Source organism: Ralstonia pickettii, assembly GCF_001699815.1.
GTDB classification, from domain to species: Bacteria; Pseudomonadota; Gammaproteobacteria; order Burkholderiales; family Burkholderiaceae; genus Ralstonia; species Ralstonia thomasii.
On record NZ_MCGB01000057.1, the window covers coordinates 159,896 to 176,612 of the forward strand.

At 63.3% G+C, this 16,717-nt stretch carries 15 protein-coding genes and 1 tRNA gene; 12 read left to right on the plus strand and 4 right to left on the minus strand.

Going from position 1 to position 16,717, the window contains the following annotated elements; genetic code table 11:
- Window positions 1-88 precede the first annotated feature (88 nt).
- The 5 genes from BEK68_RS08610 to BEK68_RS08630 all read left to right on the plus strand — a co-directional run bounded on the left by BEK68_RS08610 (window position 89) and on the right by BEK68_RS08630 (window position 2,776).
- The gene (locus BEK68_RS08610; protein ID WP_024541722.1) at window positions 89-382 is read left to right on the plus strand and encodes a helix-turn-helix transcriptional regulator; all 294 of its coding nucleotides are present in this window, start codon (window positions 89-91) and stop codon (window positions 380-382) included.
- Window positions 383-604: 222 nt separating this feature from the next.
- The gene (locus tag BEK68_RS08615; protein WP_081311583.1) at window positions 605-934 is read left to right on the plus strand and encodes a helix-turn-helix domain-containing protein; all 330 of its coding nucleotides are present in this window, start codon (window positions 605-607) and stop codon (window positions 932-934) included.
- A gap of 307 nt (window positions 935-1,241) precedes the next feature.
- Window positions 1,242-1,571, plus strand: a complete 330-nt coding sequence (locus tag BEK68_RS26560) for a helix-turn-helix domain-containing protein (protein WP_024541725.1) — start codon at window positions 1,242-1,244, stop codon at window positions 1,569-1,571.
- 257 nt (window positions 1,572-1,828) lie between these two features.
- Window positions 1,829-2,419, plus strand: coding sequence for a recombinase family protein (locus BEK68_RS08625; protein ID WP_024541726.1), 591 nt, complete (start codon window positions 1,829-1,831; stop codon window positions 2,417-2,419).
- A gap of 93 nt (window positions 2,420-2,512) precedes the next feature.
- A complete protein-coding gene (locus BEK68_RS08630) occupies window positions 2,513-2,776 on the plus strand; it encodes a hypothetical protein (RefSeq protein WP_065851724.1) in 264 nt (87 codons plus the stop codon).
- A 608-nt stretch (window positions 2,777-3,384) separates the two neighbouring features.
- Here the strand turns inward: BEK68_RS08630 and BEK68_RS08635 are convergent.
- Window positions 3,385-3,475, minus strand: a tRNA-Ser gene (locus BEK68_RS08635).
- Window positions 3,476-3,607: 132 nt separating this feature from the next.
- Entirely contained in the window at window positions 3,608-3,889 is a 282-nt protein-coding gene (locus tag BEK68_RS08640; protein ID WP_004634341.1) for a DUF7696 family protein, read from the minus strand.
- Between the two features lie 527 nt (window positions 3,890-4,416).
- On the opposite strand from BEK68_RS08640, the gene BEK68_RS08645 reads away from it, so the two are divergent.
- From BEK68_RS08645 to BEK68_RS08660, 5 genes are all read left to right on the plus strand, one after another.
- Window positions 4,417-6,423 carry a CocE/NonD family hydrolase gene (locus tag BEK68_RS08645; RefSeq protein WP_012435995.1) on the plus strand — a complete coding sequence of 669 codons (2,007 nt, stop codon included), beginning with the start codon at window positions 4,417-4,419 and terminating at the stop codon, window positions 6,421-6,423.
- 217 nt (window positions 6,424-6,640) lie between these two features.
- A complete protein-coding gene (locus BEK68_RS25720) occupies window positions 6,641-6,808 on the plus strand; it encodes a hypothetical protein (protein ID WP_012435996.1) in 168 nt (55 codons plus the stop codon).
- 140 nt (window positions 6,809-6,948) lie between these two features.
- Complete coding sequence (locus BEK68_RS08650; RefSeq protein ID WP_012435997.1) at window positions 6,949-8,511, plus strand: methyl-accepting chemotaxis protein; 1,563 nt, start codon at window positions 6,949-6,951, stop codon at window positions 8,509-8,511.
- 316 nt (window positions 8,512-8,827) lie between these two features.
- On the plus strand, window positions 8,828-9,856 hold the full coding sequence (locus tag BEK68_RS08655) for a hypothetical protein (protein WP_012435998.1): 1,029 nt from the start codon (window positions 8,828-8,830) through the stop codon (window positions 9,854-9,856).
- 4 nt (window positions 9,857-9,860) lie between these two features.
- Window positions 9,861-10,664 carry a DUF4239 domain-containing protein gene (locus BEK68_RS08660; protein WP_012435999.1) on the plus strand — a complete coding sequence of 268 codons (804 nt, stop codon included), beginning with the start codon at window positions 9,861-9,863 and terminating at the stop codon, window positions 10,662-10,664.
- 121 nt (window positions 10,665-10,785) lie between these two features.
- On the opposite strand, the gene BEK68_RS08665 is transcribed toward BEK68_RS08660, so the two are convergent.
- Both BEK68_RS08665 and acs read right to left on the minus strand, forming a co-directional pair.
- Window positions 10,786-12,849, minus strand: a complete 2,064-nt coding sequence (locus tag BEK68_RS08665; RefSeq protein WP_012436000.1) for a sodium:solute symporter family protein — start codon at window positions 12,847-12,849, stop codon at window positions 10,786-10,788.
- A gap of 22 nt (window positions 12,850-12,871) precedes the next feature.
- Window positions 12,872-14,854, minus strand: a complete 1,983-nt coding sequence (gene acs / locus BEK68_RS08670; protein WP_004634351.1) for an acetate--CoA ligase — start codon at window positions 14,852-14,854, stop codon at window positions 12,872-12,874.
- A gap of 203 nt (window positions 14,855-15,057) precedes the next feature.
- Here acs and BEK68_RS08675 point away from each other — a divergent pair, with 203 nt between their 5' ends.
- Both BEK68_RS08675 and BEK68_RS08680 read left to right on the plus strand, forming a co-directional pair.
- On the plus strand, window positions 15,058-16,029 hold the full coding sequence (locus BEK68_RS08675; RefSeq protein ID WP_080515826.1) for a DMT family transporter: 972 nt from the start codon (window positions 15,058-15,060) through the stop codon (window positions 16,027-16,029).
- Window positions 16,030-16,118: 89 nt separating this feature from the next.
- Window positions 16,119-16,658: a TIGR00645 family protein gene (locus BEK68_RS08680; protein WP_012436002.1), complete on the plus strand. Its 540-nt coding sequence runs from the start codon at window positions 16,119-16,121 to the stop codon at window positions 16,656-16,658.
- Window positions 16,659-16,717: the final 59 nt, after the last annotated feature.

Sequence of the window (16,717 nt, forward strand, 5' to 3'; positions counted from 1 at the left end):
GCGAACGGGCGGCGCCGGCTAGTCGAGTTGCCACGAGAGGCTCGGGCAATGCTCGCGTTGCTTCGGGGCGACTGACTGGAGATGCGATATGAAATCCTGCCTACTCCTGCTGGCCGCCCAGTTCGACGGCCGAGTGCTGTTGACCCTGGAGGAGGTGTGCGACGCTATCGCCATCCAGAAGCAGACGGCCTATAACCGGCTGTCGATGGGTTCATTCCCGATCCCGATGCGCAAGGAGGGCCGCAACCTCGTTGGCGACATCCGGGACGTGGCCGACTACCTCGACGCGCAGCGCGAGGCGGCCAGGCAGGAGCACGAGAAGATGAAAAACCTGATCCGGCGCGATGAGACGGCGCCGCAGATGAAGGCGCGCGCGACATGAGGACCCCTCCGACCGTGTCGGCCTGTCACTAGGAGGGATTGTAGATCCCGATATCGTACTTGTGGTGCAAAGGACTGCCTTTCTGGAAGGCGTCCGAGGTGATTGCTTGGACCGAGGGGCACCGGGATAAGGTCATTGGGCGCCCACGGAAGACGGATTGAGGAGCCAAGTCATTTTCTGGCTGAACCACAGCGTCAGCGCTGGACAACGGAGGTAGGGCAAATGAAAGCAAGGAAGGCGGTCCTTGATTCAATGACACCGATCTATGTCGATCCCTCGGCGTCCTCCGACGTCTCAAACCTCTCCCCAGCTGGCCTGACGGTCGGCATCAAGGGGGCGGCGGAAATTCTTCACATTCACCCCAATACGGTTGTGGACCTGATCACGAATGGCCAGATCCCGGCGGCAAAGGTTGGTCGCGCCTGGGTGATGATGACGCGCGACGTGCTTGCTTACGTTGAAAGGCTCATCATCGCGCAGACGGCCGAGCGCTTGGTTGCCACTGGTCGCCCGCAGCCCACCAGCGTGTCACGGCGACGTCGGCGTTTCTAGGGTTCGGAGCCGCTCTCTTGTGCTCGGGAGAGCCGTAAGAGAAAGCCGCGCCGGACTGGGAGCGCATTGAGGCGGAATACCGGGCCGGCGTTTTGTCGATCCGGGAAATTGCCGCTCAGCACGGAATTACCGATACTGCGATCCGCAAGCGCGCAGCCCGAGATGGTTGGGCACGGGATCTCAGCAAACGCATACAGGACAAGGCCGAAGCGCTGGTTCGCACGGCTGAGGTTCGCAGTCAGGTTCGCACGGAAAGCGCGAACTCGGATCGCCTCATTGTTGAGGCTAACGGCGAGGGGTACGCGCAATGCTGATCGCAGTTTTGACCGCCGACCAGGTGGCGGAAGCTCTGGGATGCACGCCGGAGCATGTCAATGCGCTCGCCGCCTCCCGCAACCTTCCGGCCGTGAAGTTCGGAAGATCATGGAGATTTCCAGCCGCCGCCCTTGCGCGTTTCCTGGATGAGCAGGCTACGGCCAACCTGACTTTACCTGTTCAGCATATACAGGCCGTCCAGCCCATAAAGGCGACGAAGCGAGGCAAGCCCCTCCCCGACCTTATGCGCGCTGCGCGTGAGGCAGGTCTACCCATAAGCGATCAGCTAAGTCTGAGCCACGGGGTGACACGTACCACATGAACGCTCGGGGGCTCTTATGCCCTGGGACGTGTTGGGCTATGCAGAGAAGCTCATCATCGATTAGACCGATGAGCGGCTAGCCACCCCGTGGGGCAGCTCCATTGCCAAAGAGCGCTGCGTGCTGATGGGCGGCACATGTACGAAAACGAACGATTGCGGCCCCGTGTGGCTAGATGTGTACGAAATTTGTGATTGACTTATTTCGTACGTATCGTATTATCCGTACATCGTCTACGTACATCCAAGGAGGTCCAGGCATGTCCCGCATCTTCGCTTACTGCCGCGTGAGCACCACTGATCAGACAACCGAAAACCAGCGTCGTGAGATCGAAGCGGCAGGCTTCTCCGTCGACAAGCGGCGCATCGTCGAAGAGTCGATTAGCGGATCTGTCGGAGCAATGGACCGCCCGGGCTTTGCGAAGCTGGTGGACCGACTGGAATCTGGTGACGTGCTGATAGTCACGAAGATGGACCGGCTGGGGCGCAATGCGATGGACGTGCGAGCAACGGTCGAGCGACTGGCGGGCATCGGCGTACGCGTTCACTGTCTTGCGCTTGGTGGAGTCGACCTGACCAGTCCAGCCGGCAAGATGACCATGGGCGTGATCTGTGCCGTTGCCGAGTTTGAGCGTGATCTCTTGATTGAGCGCACGCAATCTGGCTTGGCTCGAGTGAAGGCTGCAGGAAAGGTTTTGGGCCGAAAGCCGTCACTTTCTGATGACCAGCAGCGGGACGTCCTTAAGAAGCTCGCGGCCGGCGTCAGCGTGGCGCAGGTAGCCCGAGACATGAAAACGACGCGCCAGACCATCATGCGCGTGCGCGCAGCCGCCGAGGTCGATACGAAATAACCCGACGCCTGACGGTATCAGGCAAAGCGGCGGCCAAGGTGCTGCAACACCAAAGCCGCCTAATCACAACCCAAGCTACAAAGGAGCTGGACCATGACTAACATCAATCTTACCCCCCGCGCTATCGGTGCCGATGAAGGCGAGGCGCCAGAGATTAAGCTAAGACAGCTCGCCAGCGACTATGAGGCTGGGGAGATTGAGGGGCTCCTCGTCGCGTACGTGATGGGTGACGGGGAAGTGAAGTACAAGTTGATGGGGGCGCTCGCCGAGAAGGAGAACCTCCTCAACGCAGCGGCCATCGCCGGCGAACTCAAGAAGAGGACCGAGATTCTCTGGGTACTGGAAGGGGGGGTGTGAGATGTACCCAGAGAAAATGATCGACTTCCACAAGTACGCCTACCTGTACGCATCCAAGCATGTCCTGCTTGGCGCCTTGGCTGTCCCACGGGACAGGCGCAGGACAGGTGCGGGACAGTCACGCAGTGTCACGACCTGTCACGCGGGACGGGTGCGCGCCGTGTCCGCTTTTTGTCCGCATCGTCTGCGGACTGATTGCGGACATCCAAAGGCTATGCGGATGCCTTCCAGGAGGGCTTGAGGGAAGGTCGCGCCGTGCTCTAACGGTGTCCTAACTGTTAGGGCACGGTGCCTACAGGGTATAGAAGGCTCGCGAACATTCGCGAACCTTCTGCGGCGCGTCTGGAAATCCGATGGAAGCCCCTTGCTAGCACCTTGCTAGCCCCCCGGTAGTCCCTAGGCAGTCCCCGCGGACACCGAAGATCGGAAGAGCTTCATCCAAAATCGGAAGCACTCGATCCTGCCTGAATGGAAACCGTGTGGAAACCCAGTGGGTTTTTCTTGGGATTGGCCTATCGTTGCGCCTTGGCAACATTTGGCGTGATGGTGGGTTGTATGGCGGGTTGATCTTGTCGATCGACCGCAAACCCTTACTATATAAGGAAGACTGGCGGAGAGAGGGGGATTCGAACCCCCGATAGGTTATTAACCTATACACGCTTTCCAGGCGTGCGACTTAAACCACTCATCCATCTCTCCGAAGCCCGCGATTGTAGCACACTGCACGGTCTCGCCAAGTTTCCCTCACGAACAAAAGGCCCGGTCTCCCGACAAGGCCTTTTGCATCCCACCGCCGACTCAACTTACCTGGTCGGCATCCCCTCTCGTAACTCAATGCAGCGTGGCTTGTGTCTCATTCGTCATCAGCGTCTGCGCAACCTGATCGCGAATCGACTGCGCTTTCAGCAGCAGGCGCAGGGCGATATCGGCACCACGGCTATTGGCAACGTGCTCGATAAACGCGTTGCGTGCGCGTTCATTCAATGTGGCAACGTGCGCGGCCTCCGACCAGACCCGCCACGCGGCGGGCTGACCGGCAAACTGCTCGCGGCGGCGGAGCAGGTCCGAGTCGATGGCAGCGGCAATCTCGACGTCTTGAATGTTGCGATTCATGATGGCCCCCTTGCGGTCTGTGCTGTTGTTGCGCTCTTCGTATGGCGCCCTGCGCCGGGCGTGCAGCCTGAATATGCAACGTCCATGCCAACACCCATGAGCCGCTCAATTCGCGCGTGTTGCATGCGTGCGTTGTTGTTTTGATCTGTTTGAAACACCCTGTTGGCGGCGCTTTGCGGGGAGCATCCCTACGTCGGTGGGGTGCGAAATTCTCATCTGAAAACCGCTGCGTCAGGCGGCTCGTTACGCGGAACGTTACGTAACGCGGGCGGTGTTCCGGGCCCCAACACACGTGCCATATCGCCGTACAACGCCATCTGCGTGGTGACGGGCGGTGGGCATGCTTGGTGCTTTATCCGTGCGCCCAAGCCCGCTGGCGCGCGGTCGGTCGTGTCACCCACCCCTCTTCTGCGCCGGCCTCTTCGCTTGCTTCGCTTCTGAACCGGAAGCGATCGGCCGCATGCCGCCACCCTCGGCGCGCTGGCCATTCCCCCCACACAACAAAAGCATTCAAGAGGAGACACCCCATGCAAATGGGCACCCCACGTGTGCGGCGCGGCCGCATGCTGATGTCGGCACTGCTGTGCGCGGCGCTTTCGCTCTCGGGCTGCGGCGGCAATGATGGCTCGACTGTCGCCAACAGCATCCGCGCAGATTCAAACACCACCACGCAGCCAACACCGCCGGTACAGCCGGCCGCAGTCAACTGGACCACGCTCGGTACGCGCGCCACGCCCGCGCAGCCGGGCACGTCCATCACGAGCAACGCTGGCGCCAAGTGGGTCGACTACAACCCGCCCGTGCTCTACGCGGGCGTCGCCCGGCAAGCCACGCAATACATCTCGATGCCCGACGGCACGAAGCTCGCCGCATATGTGACGCTGCCCGCCGACGCATCCGGCAACGCCGCAACGGGCTCCTTTCCGACGGTGCTCGTGCAAACCTCGTACAACGGCGGCAACGCGCAATACGAAGCCTCGATCGGTGCTGCGCTGGGCGCGGCCGATCCGTACATCGTCCAGCACGGCTACGCGACGGTGGTGGTGGACGTGCGCGGCACCGGCCAGTCGCAAGGCACATGGGACGCCTTCGGCGCCGATGAGCAAAGCGACTATGGCCACGTGGTCGACTGGGTGACGCAACAAGCGTGGAGCAACGGCGCCATCGGCCTGTACGGCGTGTCGTACCTCGGCATCACGACGGTCATCACGGCGGCGCAGAACCATCCGGCGGTCAAGGCGGCCTTCCCCATCGTGCCGATTGGCGATGGCTACCGCGACATCGTCTTCACCGGCGGGCAGACCAATCTGACGTTCATCCCGGCGTGGTTCGGGCTGGTGTCGGTGCTGAGCCTGACCGATCCGACGCTGGTGACAGACCCGTCCATCGGTCTGCCAGCCGTGCTGCAACATCTGGTGTCTGCGGTCACGACGTTCCAGCTGCCGACCATGTTGCAGGCACTGCTTGGCACACCGGCCACCGCCTATGACGGCGCGTTCTGGGCGACGCGCTCGCCACTGGAAAACGACGACAGGATCAGGGTGCCGACCTTCGTGGTGGGCGGCTTGCACGATCTCTTCCAGCGCAGCGAGCCGCTCACGTACGAGAGCATCAAGACGCAGGCGCCGGCCAAGTTGCTGATCGGCCCGTGGACGCATCTGCAGGCCGCGTTGGGCAGCGGTTTGCCGGTCGATGGCGTGCCGCCGCTGAACCACATTCAGTTGCAATGGTTCGACCAGTACGTCAAAGGCATGAACGTGGGCGCCGATGCGCTGCCCAACGTCACGCAATACGTGACCGGCCTCGGCCACTACGCTACCGCCACAGACTGGCCGCATCCGCAGGTGCAGGCGCAGCAGCTCTTCCTGCGCGGCGACAAAAGTCTGTCGACCACCGCGCCGGCCGCCAACGAAGCGTCGAACAAGGTCGCACAGCAGCCGCTGAATGGCGCGTGCTCCATCAGCCTGTCGCAATGGACGGCCGGTTTGACGGGCTTCATCCCGCTACCGTGCCAGACCGACGACACCCTTGCCGAAGCCGCCGATGTGAAGTTCGAAACGCCGCCCATGCCGGCCGATGTCTACCTCAACGGGCCGATTGAAGCGGATATGTGGATCTCCACCACCGCGCTGGACGCCGGCGTCTCGGTACGCATTGACGACGTGGACGCGGCAGGCAACGTCACGCCACTCACCGATGGCCTCCAGACGGCCTCGCTGCGCGCGGTGGACGCCAGCCGTTCGCGCACGATGAACGGCCTGTCGATCCAGCCATGGCATCCGTTCACCCCAGGCTCCGTTCAGGCGCTCATGCCGGGCCAGGCCGTGATGGTGCCGGTCGAGGTGTTCCCGACCAGCGCGCTCATCGCCAAGGGCCACAAGCTGCGGGTGGCCGTGGGCGCGAGCAACCTGCCGCAAGGTGTGCCGCCACTACCTACGCTGCTCAACTCGCTCGTCGGCGTCCTGACGGTCTATAGCGATGCGGCGCATCCGTCCACGGTGGTCCTGCCCGTGGTACCAGCCACCGCGCTGTAGCGACACCCCGCTTCGTGGCAATCGTACGGCCCGCTTCGGCGGGCCGTTTTCTTTAGACACCCGACACCACAAAAATAGGTAGCCAGCTAAATACATAGGTAAAACCACGCATGGCAAACGATGCAGAGAAAATAGCGATAGCTGACTCCAGGTAACGCGAATAGGGTAGGAAAACCTTGGCGCCACACATTTTGCATAACCGCCCACGCCATTCGGAATGATGGCGGCCCAACCCTTTCCAGATAAGGTTTCACTGGCAAAACAAGGCCCCTCAATTGCATTAAGTGAAAACGCGCATAAGAAAGTTATTCAGGATTATCTTTTTAATGCCGATAACCCTGTGGAGACCGGAAAATTCAACGAAGACAAATCGGTCACGCCATGACATAACCTGCATCTTTCTCAAGTAAGCAGCACCTTGCATATAACAAACGTGGTCGTCGACCGTCTTTCTCAAGCCGCTCCGGTGCGCGACCACATCTCAAGTCATTCAGCAAACCGGAGAACGCTGTGAACCTTTCTCAGATGACCATCAAAGCCAAGCTGACCACGGGTTTTGGCGTGCTGGCAGCCATTGTTGTCGTCGTGTCGGGCATGTCGCTGCGGGCGCTGTCCGAATCGACCGAAGGATTCTCGAACTACGTGCACGGCATCAGCGCCCGCGCAGACGTCGCGAACGACGTGCGCACGGCGGTGGATCGCCGCGCCATTGCCGCACGCAACCTGGTACTCGTGGTCACCCAAAAAGACCTGGATCTGGAGAAGGCTGACGTCTTCCGTGCGCACGACGATGTGAAGAACAAGCTCAAGCAGCTCAACGACATGATTGCGGGCGCCAAGGACGTAACCGACCGCGCCCGTACGCTGGTGGAAGACATCAACCGCGTGGAAGCACAGTACGGCCCTGTGGCGACCGACATCGTCGGGCTGGCACTGGCCGGCAAACGCGACGAAGCCGTCCAGAAGATGGACAACGAGTGCCGCCCGCTGCTGGCAGCGCTCATCAAGACCACCGACGCGTACGCCACCTACACGCACGAGCGCCAGGAACAGCTCGTGCAGGCATATGAGGCGCAGTACGTCATGCAGCGCAACCTGCTGGCCGGCCTGTCGATCGGCGCGGTGCTGCTGGCAGTGATCGCCGGCATGGTCATCACGCGCTCGATCACGCAGCCGATCCGCACCGCCGTGAACGTCGCCCAGACGGTGGCACGCGGCGATCTGAGCAGCCGCATCGAGGTGCGCGGCAAGGATGAGACGAGCCGCCTGCTCTCCGCCCTGCGTGACATGAATGACCGCCTGACCGAGATCGTGGACAAGGTGCGCGACAGCAGCAGCAGCGTTGCCGGTGCAGCCAAGCAGATTGCCGCCGGCAATGCCGACCTGAGCCAGCGCACGGAAGCCCAGGCGTCGTCGCTGCAGGAAACAGCCGCCAGCATGGAAGAGCTGACGTCCACCGTGAAGCAGAACGCCGAGAACGCCCAGCACGCCACCGCGCTCGCCTCCACCGCGTCGGAGGTGGCGCTCAAGGGCAGCACGGTCGTCAGCCAGGTCGTGTCCACCATGCAGGACATCAGCGACCGTTCGAGCAAGATCGCCGACATCACGGGCATCATCGAAGGCATTGCGTTTCAGACCAACATCCTCGCGTTGAACGCCGCCGTGGAAGCCGCACGTGCAGGCGAGCAGGGCCGCGGCTTTGCGGTGGTCGCCAGCGAAGTGCGCAGCCTGGCGCAGCGTTCGTCAACGGCCGCCAAGGAGATCAAGGAACTGATCGCCTCGTCGGTGGAGCGCATTCACGACGGCTCCACGCTGGCCGGAGAAGCCGGCGAGACGATGACGGAGGTCACGCAAGCCGTGGCCCGCGTCACGCACATCATGGAAGAGATTGCCGCTGCATCGGTCGAGCAGAAGCGCGGCATCGAACAGGTCAATCAGGCGATCTCGCAAATGGATGAAGTCACGCAGCGCAATGCAGCGCTGGTGGAAGAGGCCGCCGCCGCATCGCAATCGCTGCAGGACCAGGGGCAGGAGCTGAACGCCACGATGTCGTTCTTCCGAGTCGATCCGCACGCCGTACACGCCTGATCGCAGCACAGTCACCGTAGCAACCGCCATCTCCAAGCTGTCATTGCGCCCGCTGCCGAAAGGCCGCGGGCGTTTTCTCTTTTATTTCCTGTGTCTTTCGTTAGGCCGTCGTTCGTGACTTCCGCTGCATTGGCGGACCTGCACGCGCGACGCAAAGTGAACTTGCCCCGTTCAACACCCGCGACGGAGCAAGCCGGGGCCGCGCACGGCCCGCCCTGCCGACGAAGGTCACCATGCAAGCAAAGACCTCAGACTTGCGGCGCAGCCTGTTCGGCGCCGCCATGCCACACAAGCCAGTCAGTAGCGGAAGGCCCGCATGATCCCGCTCGCCCTCTCTCACTGGCTGCGGCCGCGCGCGGTGCCGCAACCGCAAGCGCAGCCGCAACCCGCTCCGGCCCTCGCTGAACAACTGCGTGAAGAGTGCGAGGCCATGGCGCGCTATGCCCTGCACCACGGCCTGCCGGTCGCGCCGGAACTCATCGCTCAGCTCGGCGCGCTCATCGACGGCCAGATGCCGGCGCATGCTGCGCCGCACCACGCGTTGGCGGCCATCCACCGCAAGCTTGCAGCCGCCATTGCACCGGCCACGCCGCAGGCCGTCACGCTGCTCGACGCGCAGCATCGCAGCGCTCATCCATTCGCGTGGCTTGGTCCTGTACCGTTGATCCGGCTGCTGACCGGCGCCGCGATCGTCTTCCTGGTCGCAGTGATTGCCACCGGCATGTCGCCCGACGTGTCGAGCGCGAACATCGACCGGGGCTTCCTGGATTCGGACGGCGCGCCCCTGCTATGGAACACGCTGTTCCTGCTGTTCTGCGCGGGGTTGGGCGCGTCGTTTGCCACGCTGTTTCAGGCGCATCGCTATGTGGCCGCGTCCACGTACGACCCGAAGTACGACGCCTCTTACGGCGCACGGTTGATCCTCGGCGTGATTGCCGGGCTGATCCTCGTCGAAATGCTGCCGGCGCAGTTGTTCGACCAGGGCAGCATGCACAGCTTCGGCAAACCGGCGCTTGCCATGCTGGGCGGCTTCTCTGCCACCGCTGTGCACCGGCTGCTTCAGCGGCTGGTGGACGCGCTCGAAACACTCGTACGCGGCGATCGATCGGCCGATGCCGACGCCGCCATGCAGGCCTACCGCGCCCGCGCCGCCAGCGAGCGCACGCAGTGGCAAAGCGAACTCGCCGCCAACCTGATCGATCTGCAGCAATCGCTCGACGGCACTGCCTCTCCCGAGGCGATGCGCAAACGCCTGGCCGACTTCACGCGCGCCATGCTCGCCGCCAGCGACCCCGCGGCCGCCCCGCCGCCCTCTCTCTCGGCCGGCGGCACTTCCAAGGAGTGACCTCATGCTGTTCCTCTACAACATCCCCGCATGGGCAATGGGCACAGTCATCGTGTTCGCGACGCTCCTCGTGGCGTTGGCCGGCTACGCGCTGTTCCGCCGCATTTTTCCGGTCACGCTCGACGCCGAACAACGCAACATGACCATCGCCATGATGACGGCCGTCACCACCATCAACTCGTTGCTGGTCGCGTTCTCGGCCATCTCGGTGTGGGGCGCCTATCAAGCCGCCGCGGACATCGTGGCCGCCGAAGCTGCGTGCGCCACGGAACTTGCCCGCGACCTTTCGGCGTTCTCGCACCCGAGCGCTGCTGCCGCGCGGCGCGAGTTGATCATGTATCTGGACCGCGTCGTCCACGACGAATGGCCGAGCATGCAGCAGCAAGCGCGCCCGGATGCCGGTACGGAAGTCGCATTCAACAGCATGTTCGCCACGGCCAACCGCATCACGCCGCGTGACGACCGCGAGCGCGTGTTGCTGATCGAAGTGCTCGCCCGCGTCAACGAGATGGTGAAGTACCGCGAGAAACGCCTGCAGAACCTGGAAGCCGCCATGCCCGGCACGCTGTGGGGCGTGATGTTGATCGCCAGCGGCTTGTCGCTGGTGCTGCTCTATGCGCTGCCGGCCACGCGCTTTTACATGGCGCTGGTGGTGGTGTGGGCGGCCACGCTGGGCCTGGCGTTCTTTTTTGTGCTGGCCGTGGACCGGCCCTTTGCAGGCGAAGTCAGCGTCAGTGCGGCGCCGCTTGAGCGGGCCATCCAGACGCTATCGAACGACAAGCCGCAAATGAATCCGTTACCGGACTGAGGCGCGCCACTTCGCCGCGCTGCCTCCACTCGCGATGTGGGCTGGCGGGAGAGGCCAGCCCCGGGGCCGAAGCCCCACACTTCGGCCCTGCCCTTTGCCGGCTCGTCGGGAGCCGGTTTTTTTACAGCGGATCGCGAAGGTAGCCGACGAGTTTGTCGACCACCGGCCGGTTCGGCTTGGTCAGCAGGCTCACGACAATCGCCGCGACAAACCCCGCCGGCACGCCGAACGCACCCGAGGCAATGGGGTCGACACCAAACCACGGCTGGCCAAGCAGGCCCGTCATGCGCGTGAAGAACGGGTAATTGGCGATGATGTAGTAAACGCTCACGGCCAGCCCCGTCAGCATGCCCGCGATGGCCCCGGCACGATTGGTGCGCTTCCAGAACACGCCCAGCACCAATACCGGAAAGAAGCACGACGCCGCCAGCGAGAAGGCCGCCCCTACCAGGAAGAGGATGTTGCCCGGCTTCAATGACGTCACATAGGCGGCCAGCAAAGCCACGCCCAGCAACACTACCTTGGCGCTCGTCACGCGCCGCTGGTGGCTGGCCGTGTTGTCGATCATGTGGAAGTACACATCGTGCGAGAGCGCATTGGCGATGGTCAGCAGCAGGCCATCGGCAGTCGACAGCGCCGCCGCCAGCGCACCGGCCGCGATCAGGCCCGACAACACGTACGGCAACCCGGCAATCTCGGGCGCGGCCAGCACGATCATGTCCGGCTGCATCATCACCTCGGCCCACTGCACGATGCCGTCGCCGTTGATGTCATGCAGCGCAAACACGGGCGGGTCGACCTTGCGCCAAGGCACAATCCATTGCGGCAGATCCGCAAACGGCGCACCCACGAGGTGCTGCAGCAGATCGAGCTTGACGAGCGCCGCCAGCGCCGGTGCCGACACATACAGCAGCACCACGAAGACGAGTGTCCAGCTCACCGAGTTGCGCGTCTCACGCACCGACGGCGTGGTGTGAAAGCGCGTGAGGATGTGCGGCAGGCTCGCCGTGCCAACCATCAGGCAAAACACCAGCAGCACGAAGTTCAGCCGCTCGGTGCCGCGCTCGTTTTCCGACGCCGACGGGAATGGCTCGGTGGATGGCGGCCCTATACGGCTGCGCGCCAGCGCGTCTTCGCGCTGCTCGTTCCAGAGGATCGACGCGGTGGCCGCATCGGGCGGAAACTCTTCGCGCTGGCGCTCCAGCGCCTTGATCTCGCGCAGTGGCGCATTGCGTTCGCGTGCAAGCTTGAGCTGCGCATTCAGCGCTTCGCGGGCATGGTCAAACGACTGCGGCAGCTGCGAGATACGCTCCTGCAGCCCCTGAGCTTCGTTCAGGAAGTGGTCACGCACGTGCTGCTCGGCAGGGTCATGCGCGATGCGCCGCTCCTCTTTCTCGATCTGCACCAGCAGGCGACCCGTCGATAACTGCGGCACCGGATCGTGATACCGATGCCAGCCGATGATCGACACCACGCCCAGGAACGACACGATCATGATGATGTACTGCGCCACCTGGGTCCAGGTCACGGCGCGCATGCCCCCCAGGAACGAGCACACCAGTATGCCCGCCAGCCCGAAGAACACGCCCACCGAAAACTCCACGCCGATAAAGCGCGTGACCACCAGCCCCACACCCTGGATCTGCGCGACGAGGTAGACGAACGAACACAGCGTCGCCCCCAGCACCGCAATGCCACGCACGACAGAACTGCCGCCCCGCTCCCCGTTGCCGTAGCGGTTGGCGAGAAAATCCGGCACCGTGTAGCCGCCAAACTTGCGCAGGTACGGCGCCAGCAGGAAAGCGACGAGGCAGTAGCCGCCCGTCCAGCCCATCACATAGGCGAGGCCTTCATAGCCCGAGGCGAACACGATGCCCGCCAGGCCGATGAAGGATGCCGCGCTCATCCAGTCAGCCGCGGTGGCCATGCCGTTGAAGAACGCCGGCACACGGCGCCCTGCCACGTAGTACTCGGTCAGATCGGCCGTGCGGCAGATCAGCCCGATGCACGCATAGATGGCAATCGTGACGAACAGAAACACGTAGCCGAGCCACACGCCCGGCCCGCGCACGTGCTCGATCGCGCCCATCATCACGATGAAGAGCAGCAGCCCTACGGTATAGAGCCCGTAATACAGAAACAGCCGCTTGCGAAAGCGGCTGTCTTGTTGGGAGTCGGTGGCCAAGGTTGGCGGCCAGCGCTGGCGGTTAGCGCGTTTCCTTCAGTTGATCGAGGATGGCCGGGTTCTCAAGCGTGGACGTGTCCTGCGTGATGTCCTCGCCCTTGGCCAGCGAGCGCAACAGGCGGCGCATGATCTTGCCCGAGCGCGTCTTGGGCAGGTTGTCGCCAAAGCGGATGTCCTTCGGCTTGGCGATCGGCCCGATCTCCTTGCCGACCCAGTTGCGCAGCTCGTTGGCGATCTGCTTGGCTTCGTCGCCATCGGGGCGCGAGCGCTTGAGCACCACGAACGCGCAGATGGCTTCGCCCGTCATGTCGTCGGGGCGGCCCACCACGGCGGCTTCGGCCACGATCGGGTTCGCCACCAGCGCCGACTCGATCTCCATCGTGCCCATGCGGTGGCCCGAGACGTTCAGCACGTCATCGATGCGGCCCATGATGGTGAAGTAGCCGGTGTCCTTGTCGCGGATGGAGCCATCGCCCGCCAGATACAGCTTGCCGCCCAGCTCTTCCGGGAAGTAGCTCTTCTTGAAGCGCTCCGGGTCACCCCAGATCGTGCGGATCATCGACGGCCACGGACGCTTGACGACCAGGATGCCGCCCTGCCCGTTCGGCACGTCGTGCCCGGTTTCATCGACGACGGCAGCCATGATGCCCGGCAGCGGCAGCGTGCACGAGCCCGGCACCAGCGGCGTGGCACCCGGCAGCGGCGTCATCATGTGACCGCCGGTCTCGGTCTGCCAGAAGGTGTCGACGATCGGGCAACGGCCCCCGCCAATATTCGTGTGGTACCACATCCAGGCTTCCGGGTTGATCGGCTCGCCCACGGTGCCGAGCAGGCGCAGGCTGGAGAGGTCGTACTGCTTGGGGTGGACCTTCTCGTCCGCTTCGGCGGCCTTGATCAACGAGCGGATCGCGGTCGGTGCGGTGTAGAAAGTGTTGACCTTGTGGCGCTGGATCATGTCCCAGAAGCGGCCGGCATTGGGATACGTCGGCACACCTTCGAAGACGACCTGCGTGGCGCCGGCCGCGAGCGGGCCGTACGCAATGTAGCTGTGCCCCGTCACCCAGCCGATGTCGGCCGTGCACCAAAAGATGTCGTCAGGTTTCAGGTCGAACGTCCACTGCATGGTGAGCAATGCCCACAGCAGGTAGCCGCCCGTGCTGTGCTGCACGCCCTTTGGCTTGCCGGTCGAACCTGAGGTGTAGAGGATGAACAGCGGGTGCTCCGCGCTCACCGGCGTCACTTCGCAGGTGTCGGGCTGGCCGGCTTCGACCTCGTCCATCGCGCGGTCGCGGCCTTCCACCCAGTTCACATTGCCGTTGGTGCGGCGATAGACGATCACGTGCTTGACAGCGTCCGTGCCTTCCATGGCGAGCGCTTCATCGGCGATGGCCTTGAGCGGCAGCGCCTTGCCGCCGCGCATCTGTTCGTCCGCCGTGATGAGCGCCACGGCGCCCACGTCGACGATGCGTTCCTGCAGCGACTTGGCCGAGAACCCGCCGAACACCACCGAGTGCGTCGCACCGATACGCGCACACGCCTGCATGGCGACGATGCCTTCCACCGACATCGGCATGTAGATCACCACGCGATCGCCCTTCTTGATGCCCAGCGCCTTCAGGCCGTTGGCGAAGCGGCAGACGCGTGCGTGGAGTTCGCGATACGTGGTGCGCGAGACCTTGCCGTCATCGGTTTCGAAAATGATGGCGACCTTGTCGGCGTTGCCGTTCTCAAGGTTGCGCTCGAGGCAGTTGTACGAGGCGTTGAGCTCGCCGTCTTCAAACCACTTGTAGAACGGTGCGTTGGACTCGTCCAACACCTTGCTGAAGGGCTTGTGCCACAGCAGGTGCTCGTGTGCGAGGCGCGCCCAGAAGCCTTCGTAATCATGCTCGGCTTCGGCACACAGCGCACGGTACGCATCCATGCCGGCGATGTTTGCCTGTTTGACAAAGGATTCGGGCGGGTTGAACACGCGCGTTTCCTGCAGGACAGATTCAATGCCAGCCATGGTGTCTCCTGATAGCGATGTCTGTAGTCGTTTTGCGGCGAATCTAAGGGGCTGACCTGACTCCAGCCTTACGCATTTCTGCGCCGCAAGCCGACGCGAAGGGCACTACTATAATGCGTCACTTCCTGTTACGGCACGCATCGCAGCGCAACATGGCCGGCAAGAGAGCCGCGTCCCGTGCCGGTTTCCACTGATTCCTCATTGTGCCCGTCCACGCCCTTTTCCTGATTGCTGCCATGGCATTGGTCGGCAGCAACGTCGGTTTCGGCAAGTCGATCGTCGCCGTCATGCCGGTGATGCTGTTTGCGTTGCTGCGCTTTCTGATTGCCATCGTCTGCATGGCGCCGTGGTACAAGCCGGCGCGCATGCGCCGCGTGACGCGCGGCGAGTGGACTAACCTGTTCCTCCAGGCCTTCTTTGGTACGTTCGGTTTTACGCTGCTGATGCTGAACGGCGTACGACTGACCTCGGCGCTGGCCGCGGGCATCATCACCAGTACGATTCCAGCCGCGGTGGCACTGCTGTCGTGGCTGGTGCTGCGCGAAAAGCCTTCGGGGCGGACGCTGGCGTCGGTGGTGCTGGCGGTGGCCGGCGTCGCCATTCTCAATGCCTACCGTGGGGGCGAATCCTCGGGCGCTGCCCCTGCCGATGCGGCGCAGGCGCTGCTGGGCAATGCGCTGGTGATGGGCGCGGTGCTATGCGAATCGATCTACGTGATCCTGTCGCGGCGGCTGACGCAAACCTTGCCCGCTATCGAGATCTGCGCGTACACGCACCTGATCGGCGGCCTGCTGATGCTGCCACTGGGGCTGATGCCGCTGCTCACCTTCGATGTCTCGAGTGTGCCCCTGCCCATCTGGGGCCTGGTGCTTTGGTATGCGCTGTCGGCCAGCATCTTCTCGTTCTGGCTATGGATGAAGGGCATTCGGCACGTGCCGGCGCACCTTGCAGGCGTGTTCACCTCGGTGCTGCCGATAGCGGCGGCCACCTACGGCGTCGTCGCGCTGGGCGAGACGCCGGGCTGGCCGCATGGCGTGGCGCTGGCTTGCGTGGTGGCGGGCATTCTCGTGGCCAGTCGGCCGGCCCGGCCACGCCAGCCGATACAGCGGGGGCGACAGCGCGGCCGTGTGGCCGATCCGCTGGACCCGCTCGATCCGTCGTTGGATCGGGAATGAAGCGCGTCACTCGCGTTTTCCAGTAAGCGATTCCGCAATCACGGACCGTTACAATCGCGCGGTTTTTCGACCACTCGCCCGTCCTACCCATGAAGTCGCCCATCGCCCCGCTGCGCCCGATTCCGCGCCTGATTTTCTTTTCCCGCTGGCTGCAACTGCCGCTTTACCTGGGGCTGATCATCGCCCAGGCAGCGTATGTGTACCTCTTCGTCGTCGAGGTGTGGCACCTGGTTTCGCACCTGGGCGACCTGGACGAAACCAAGATCATGCTGGCCGTGCTGGGCCTGATCGACGTGGTCATGATCTCCAACCTGCTGATCATGGTGATCATCGGGGGGTACGACATCTTCGTTTCCAAGCTCGGCATCGAGGGCCATGAAGACGAGCCCGAGTGGCTGGACCACGTCAACGCGGGGGTGCTGAAGGTGAAGCTGTCGATGGCGCTGATCAGCATCTCGTCGATCCACCTGCTCAAGACGTTCATCGACGCTGCCCAGAAAGATACGCACACGATCCTGTGGCAGGTGGTGATCCACGTAGCGTTCCTGGTGTCTGCGCTGGTGATGGCCTGGGTGGACCGCATCGTTTCGCACGCGCATCCGCACGGCGAGGCTGCCGACGCACATTGACGCTGTGCCCTTGTTGGCGCAGCGATTCCGACGAACGCGCTCGGACAATCCGCGCCCGA

Excerpts from the sequence above, each read along its gene's own strand:
- BEK68_RS08625 (WP_024541726.1), top strand. The coding sequence starts at position 1,829 with ATGTCCCGCATCTTCGCTTACTGCCGCGTGAGCACCACTGATCAGACA.
- BEK68_RS08650 (WP_012435997.1), top strand. The coding sequence starts at position 6,949 with ATGACCATCAAAGCCAAGCTGACCACGGGTTTTGGCGTGCTGGCAGCC.
- BEK68_RS08660 (WP_012435999.1), top strand. The coding sequence starts at position 9,861 with ATGCTGTTCCTCTACAACATCCCCGCATGGGCAATGGGCACAGTCATC.
- BEK68_RS25720 (WP_012435996.1), top strand. The coding sequence starts at position 6,641 with ATGATGGCGGCCCAACCCTTTCCAGATAAGGTTTCACTGGCAAAACAA.
- BEK68_RS08615 (WP_081311583.1), top strand. The coding sequence starts at position 605 with ATGAAAGCAAGGAAGGCGGTCCTTGATTCAATGACACCGATCTATGTC.
- BEK68_RS08630 (WP_065851724.1), top strand. The coding sequence starts at position 2,513 with ATGACTAACATCAATCTTACCCCCCGCGCTATCGGTGCCGATGAAGGC.
- BEK68_RS08680 (WP_012436002.1), top strand. The coding sequence starts at position 16,119 with ATGAAGTCGCCCATCGCCCCGCTGCGCCCGATTCCGCGCCTGATTTTC.
- BEK68_RS08640 (WP_004634341.1), bottom strand. The coding sequence starts at position 3,889 with ATGAATCGCAACATTCAAGACGTCGAGATTGCCGCTGCCATCGACTCG.
- BEK68_RS26560 (WP_024541725.1), top strand. The coding sequence starts at position 1,242 with ATGCTGATCGCAGTTTTGACCGCCGACCAGGTGGCGGAAGCTCTGGGA.
- acs (WP_004634351.1), bottom strand. The coding sequence starts at position 14,854 with ATGGCTGGCATTGAATCTGTCCTGCAGGAAACGCGCGTGTTCAACCCG.
- BEK68_RS08610 (WP_024541722.1), top strand. The coding sequence starts at position 89 with ATGAAATCCTGCCTACTCCTGCTGGCCGCCCAGTTCGACGGCCGAGTG.
- BEK68_RS08655 (WP_012435998.1), top strand. The coding sequence starts at position 8,828 with ATGATCCCGCTCGCCCTCTCTCACTGGCTGCGGCCGCGCGCGGTGCCG.
- BEK68_RS08645 (WP_012435995.1), top strand. The coding sequence starts at position 4,417 with ATGCAAATGGGCACCCCACGTGTGCGGCGCGGCCGCATGCTGATGTCG.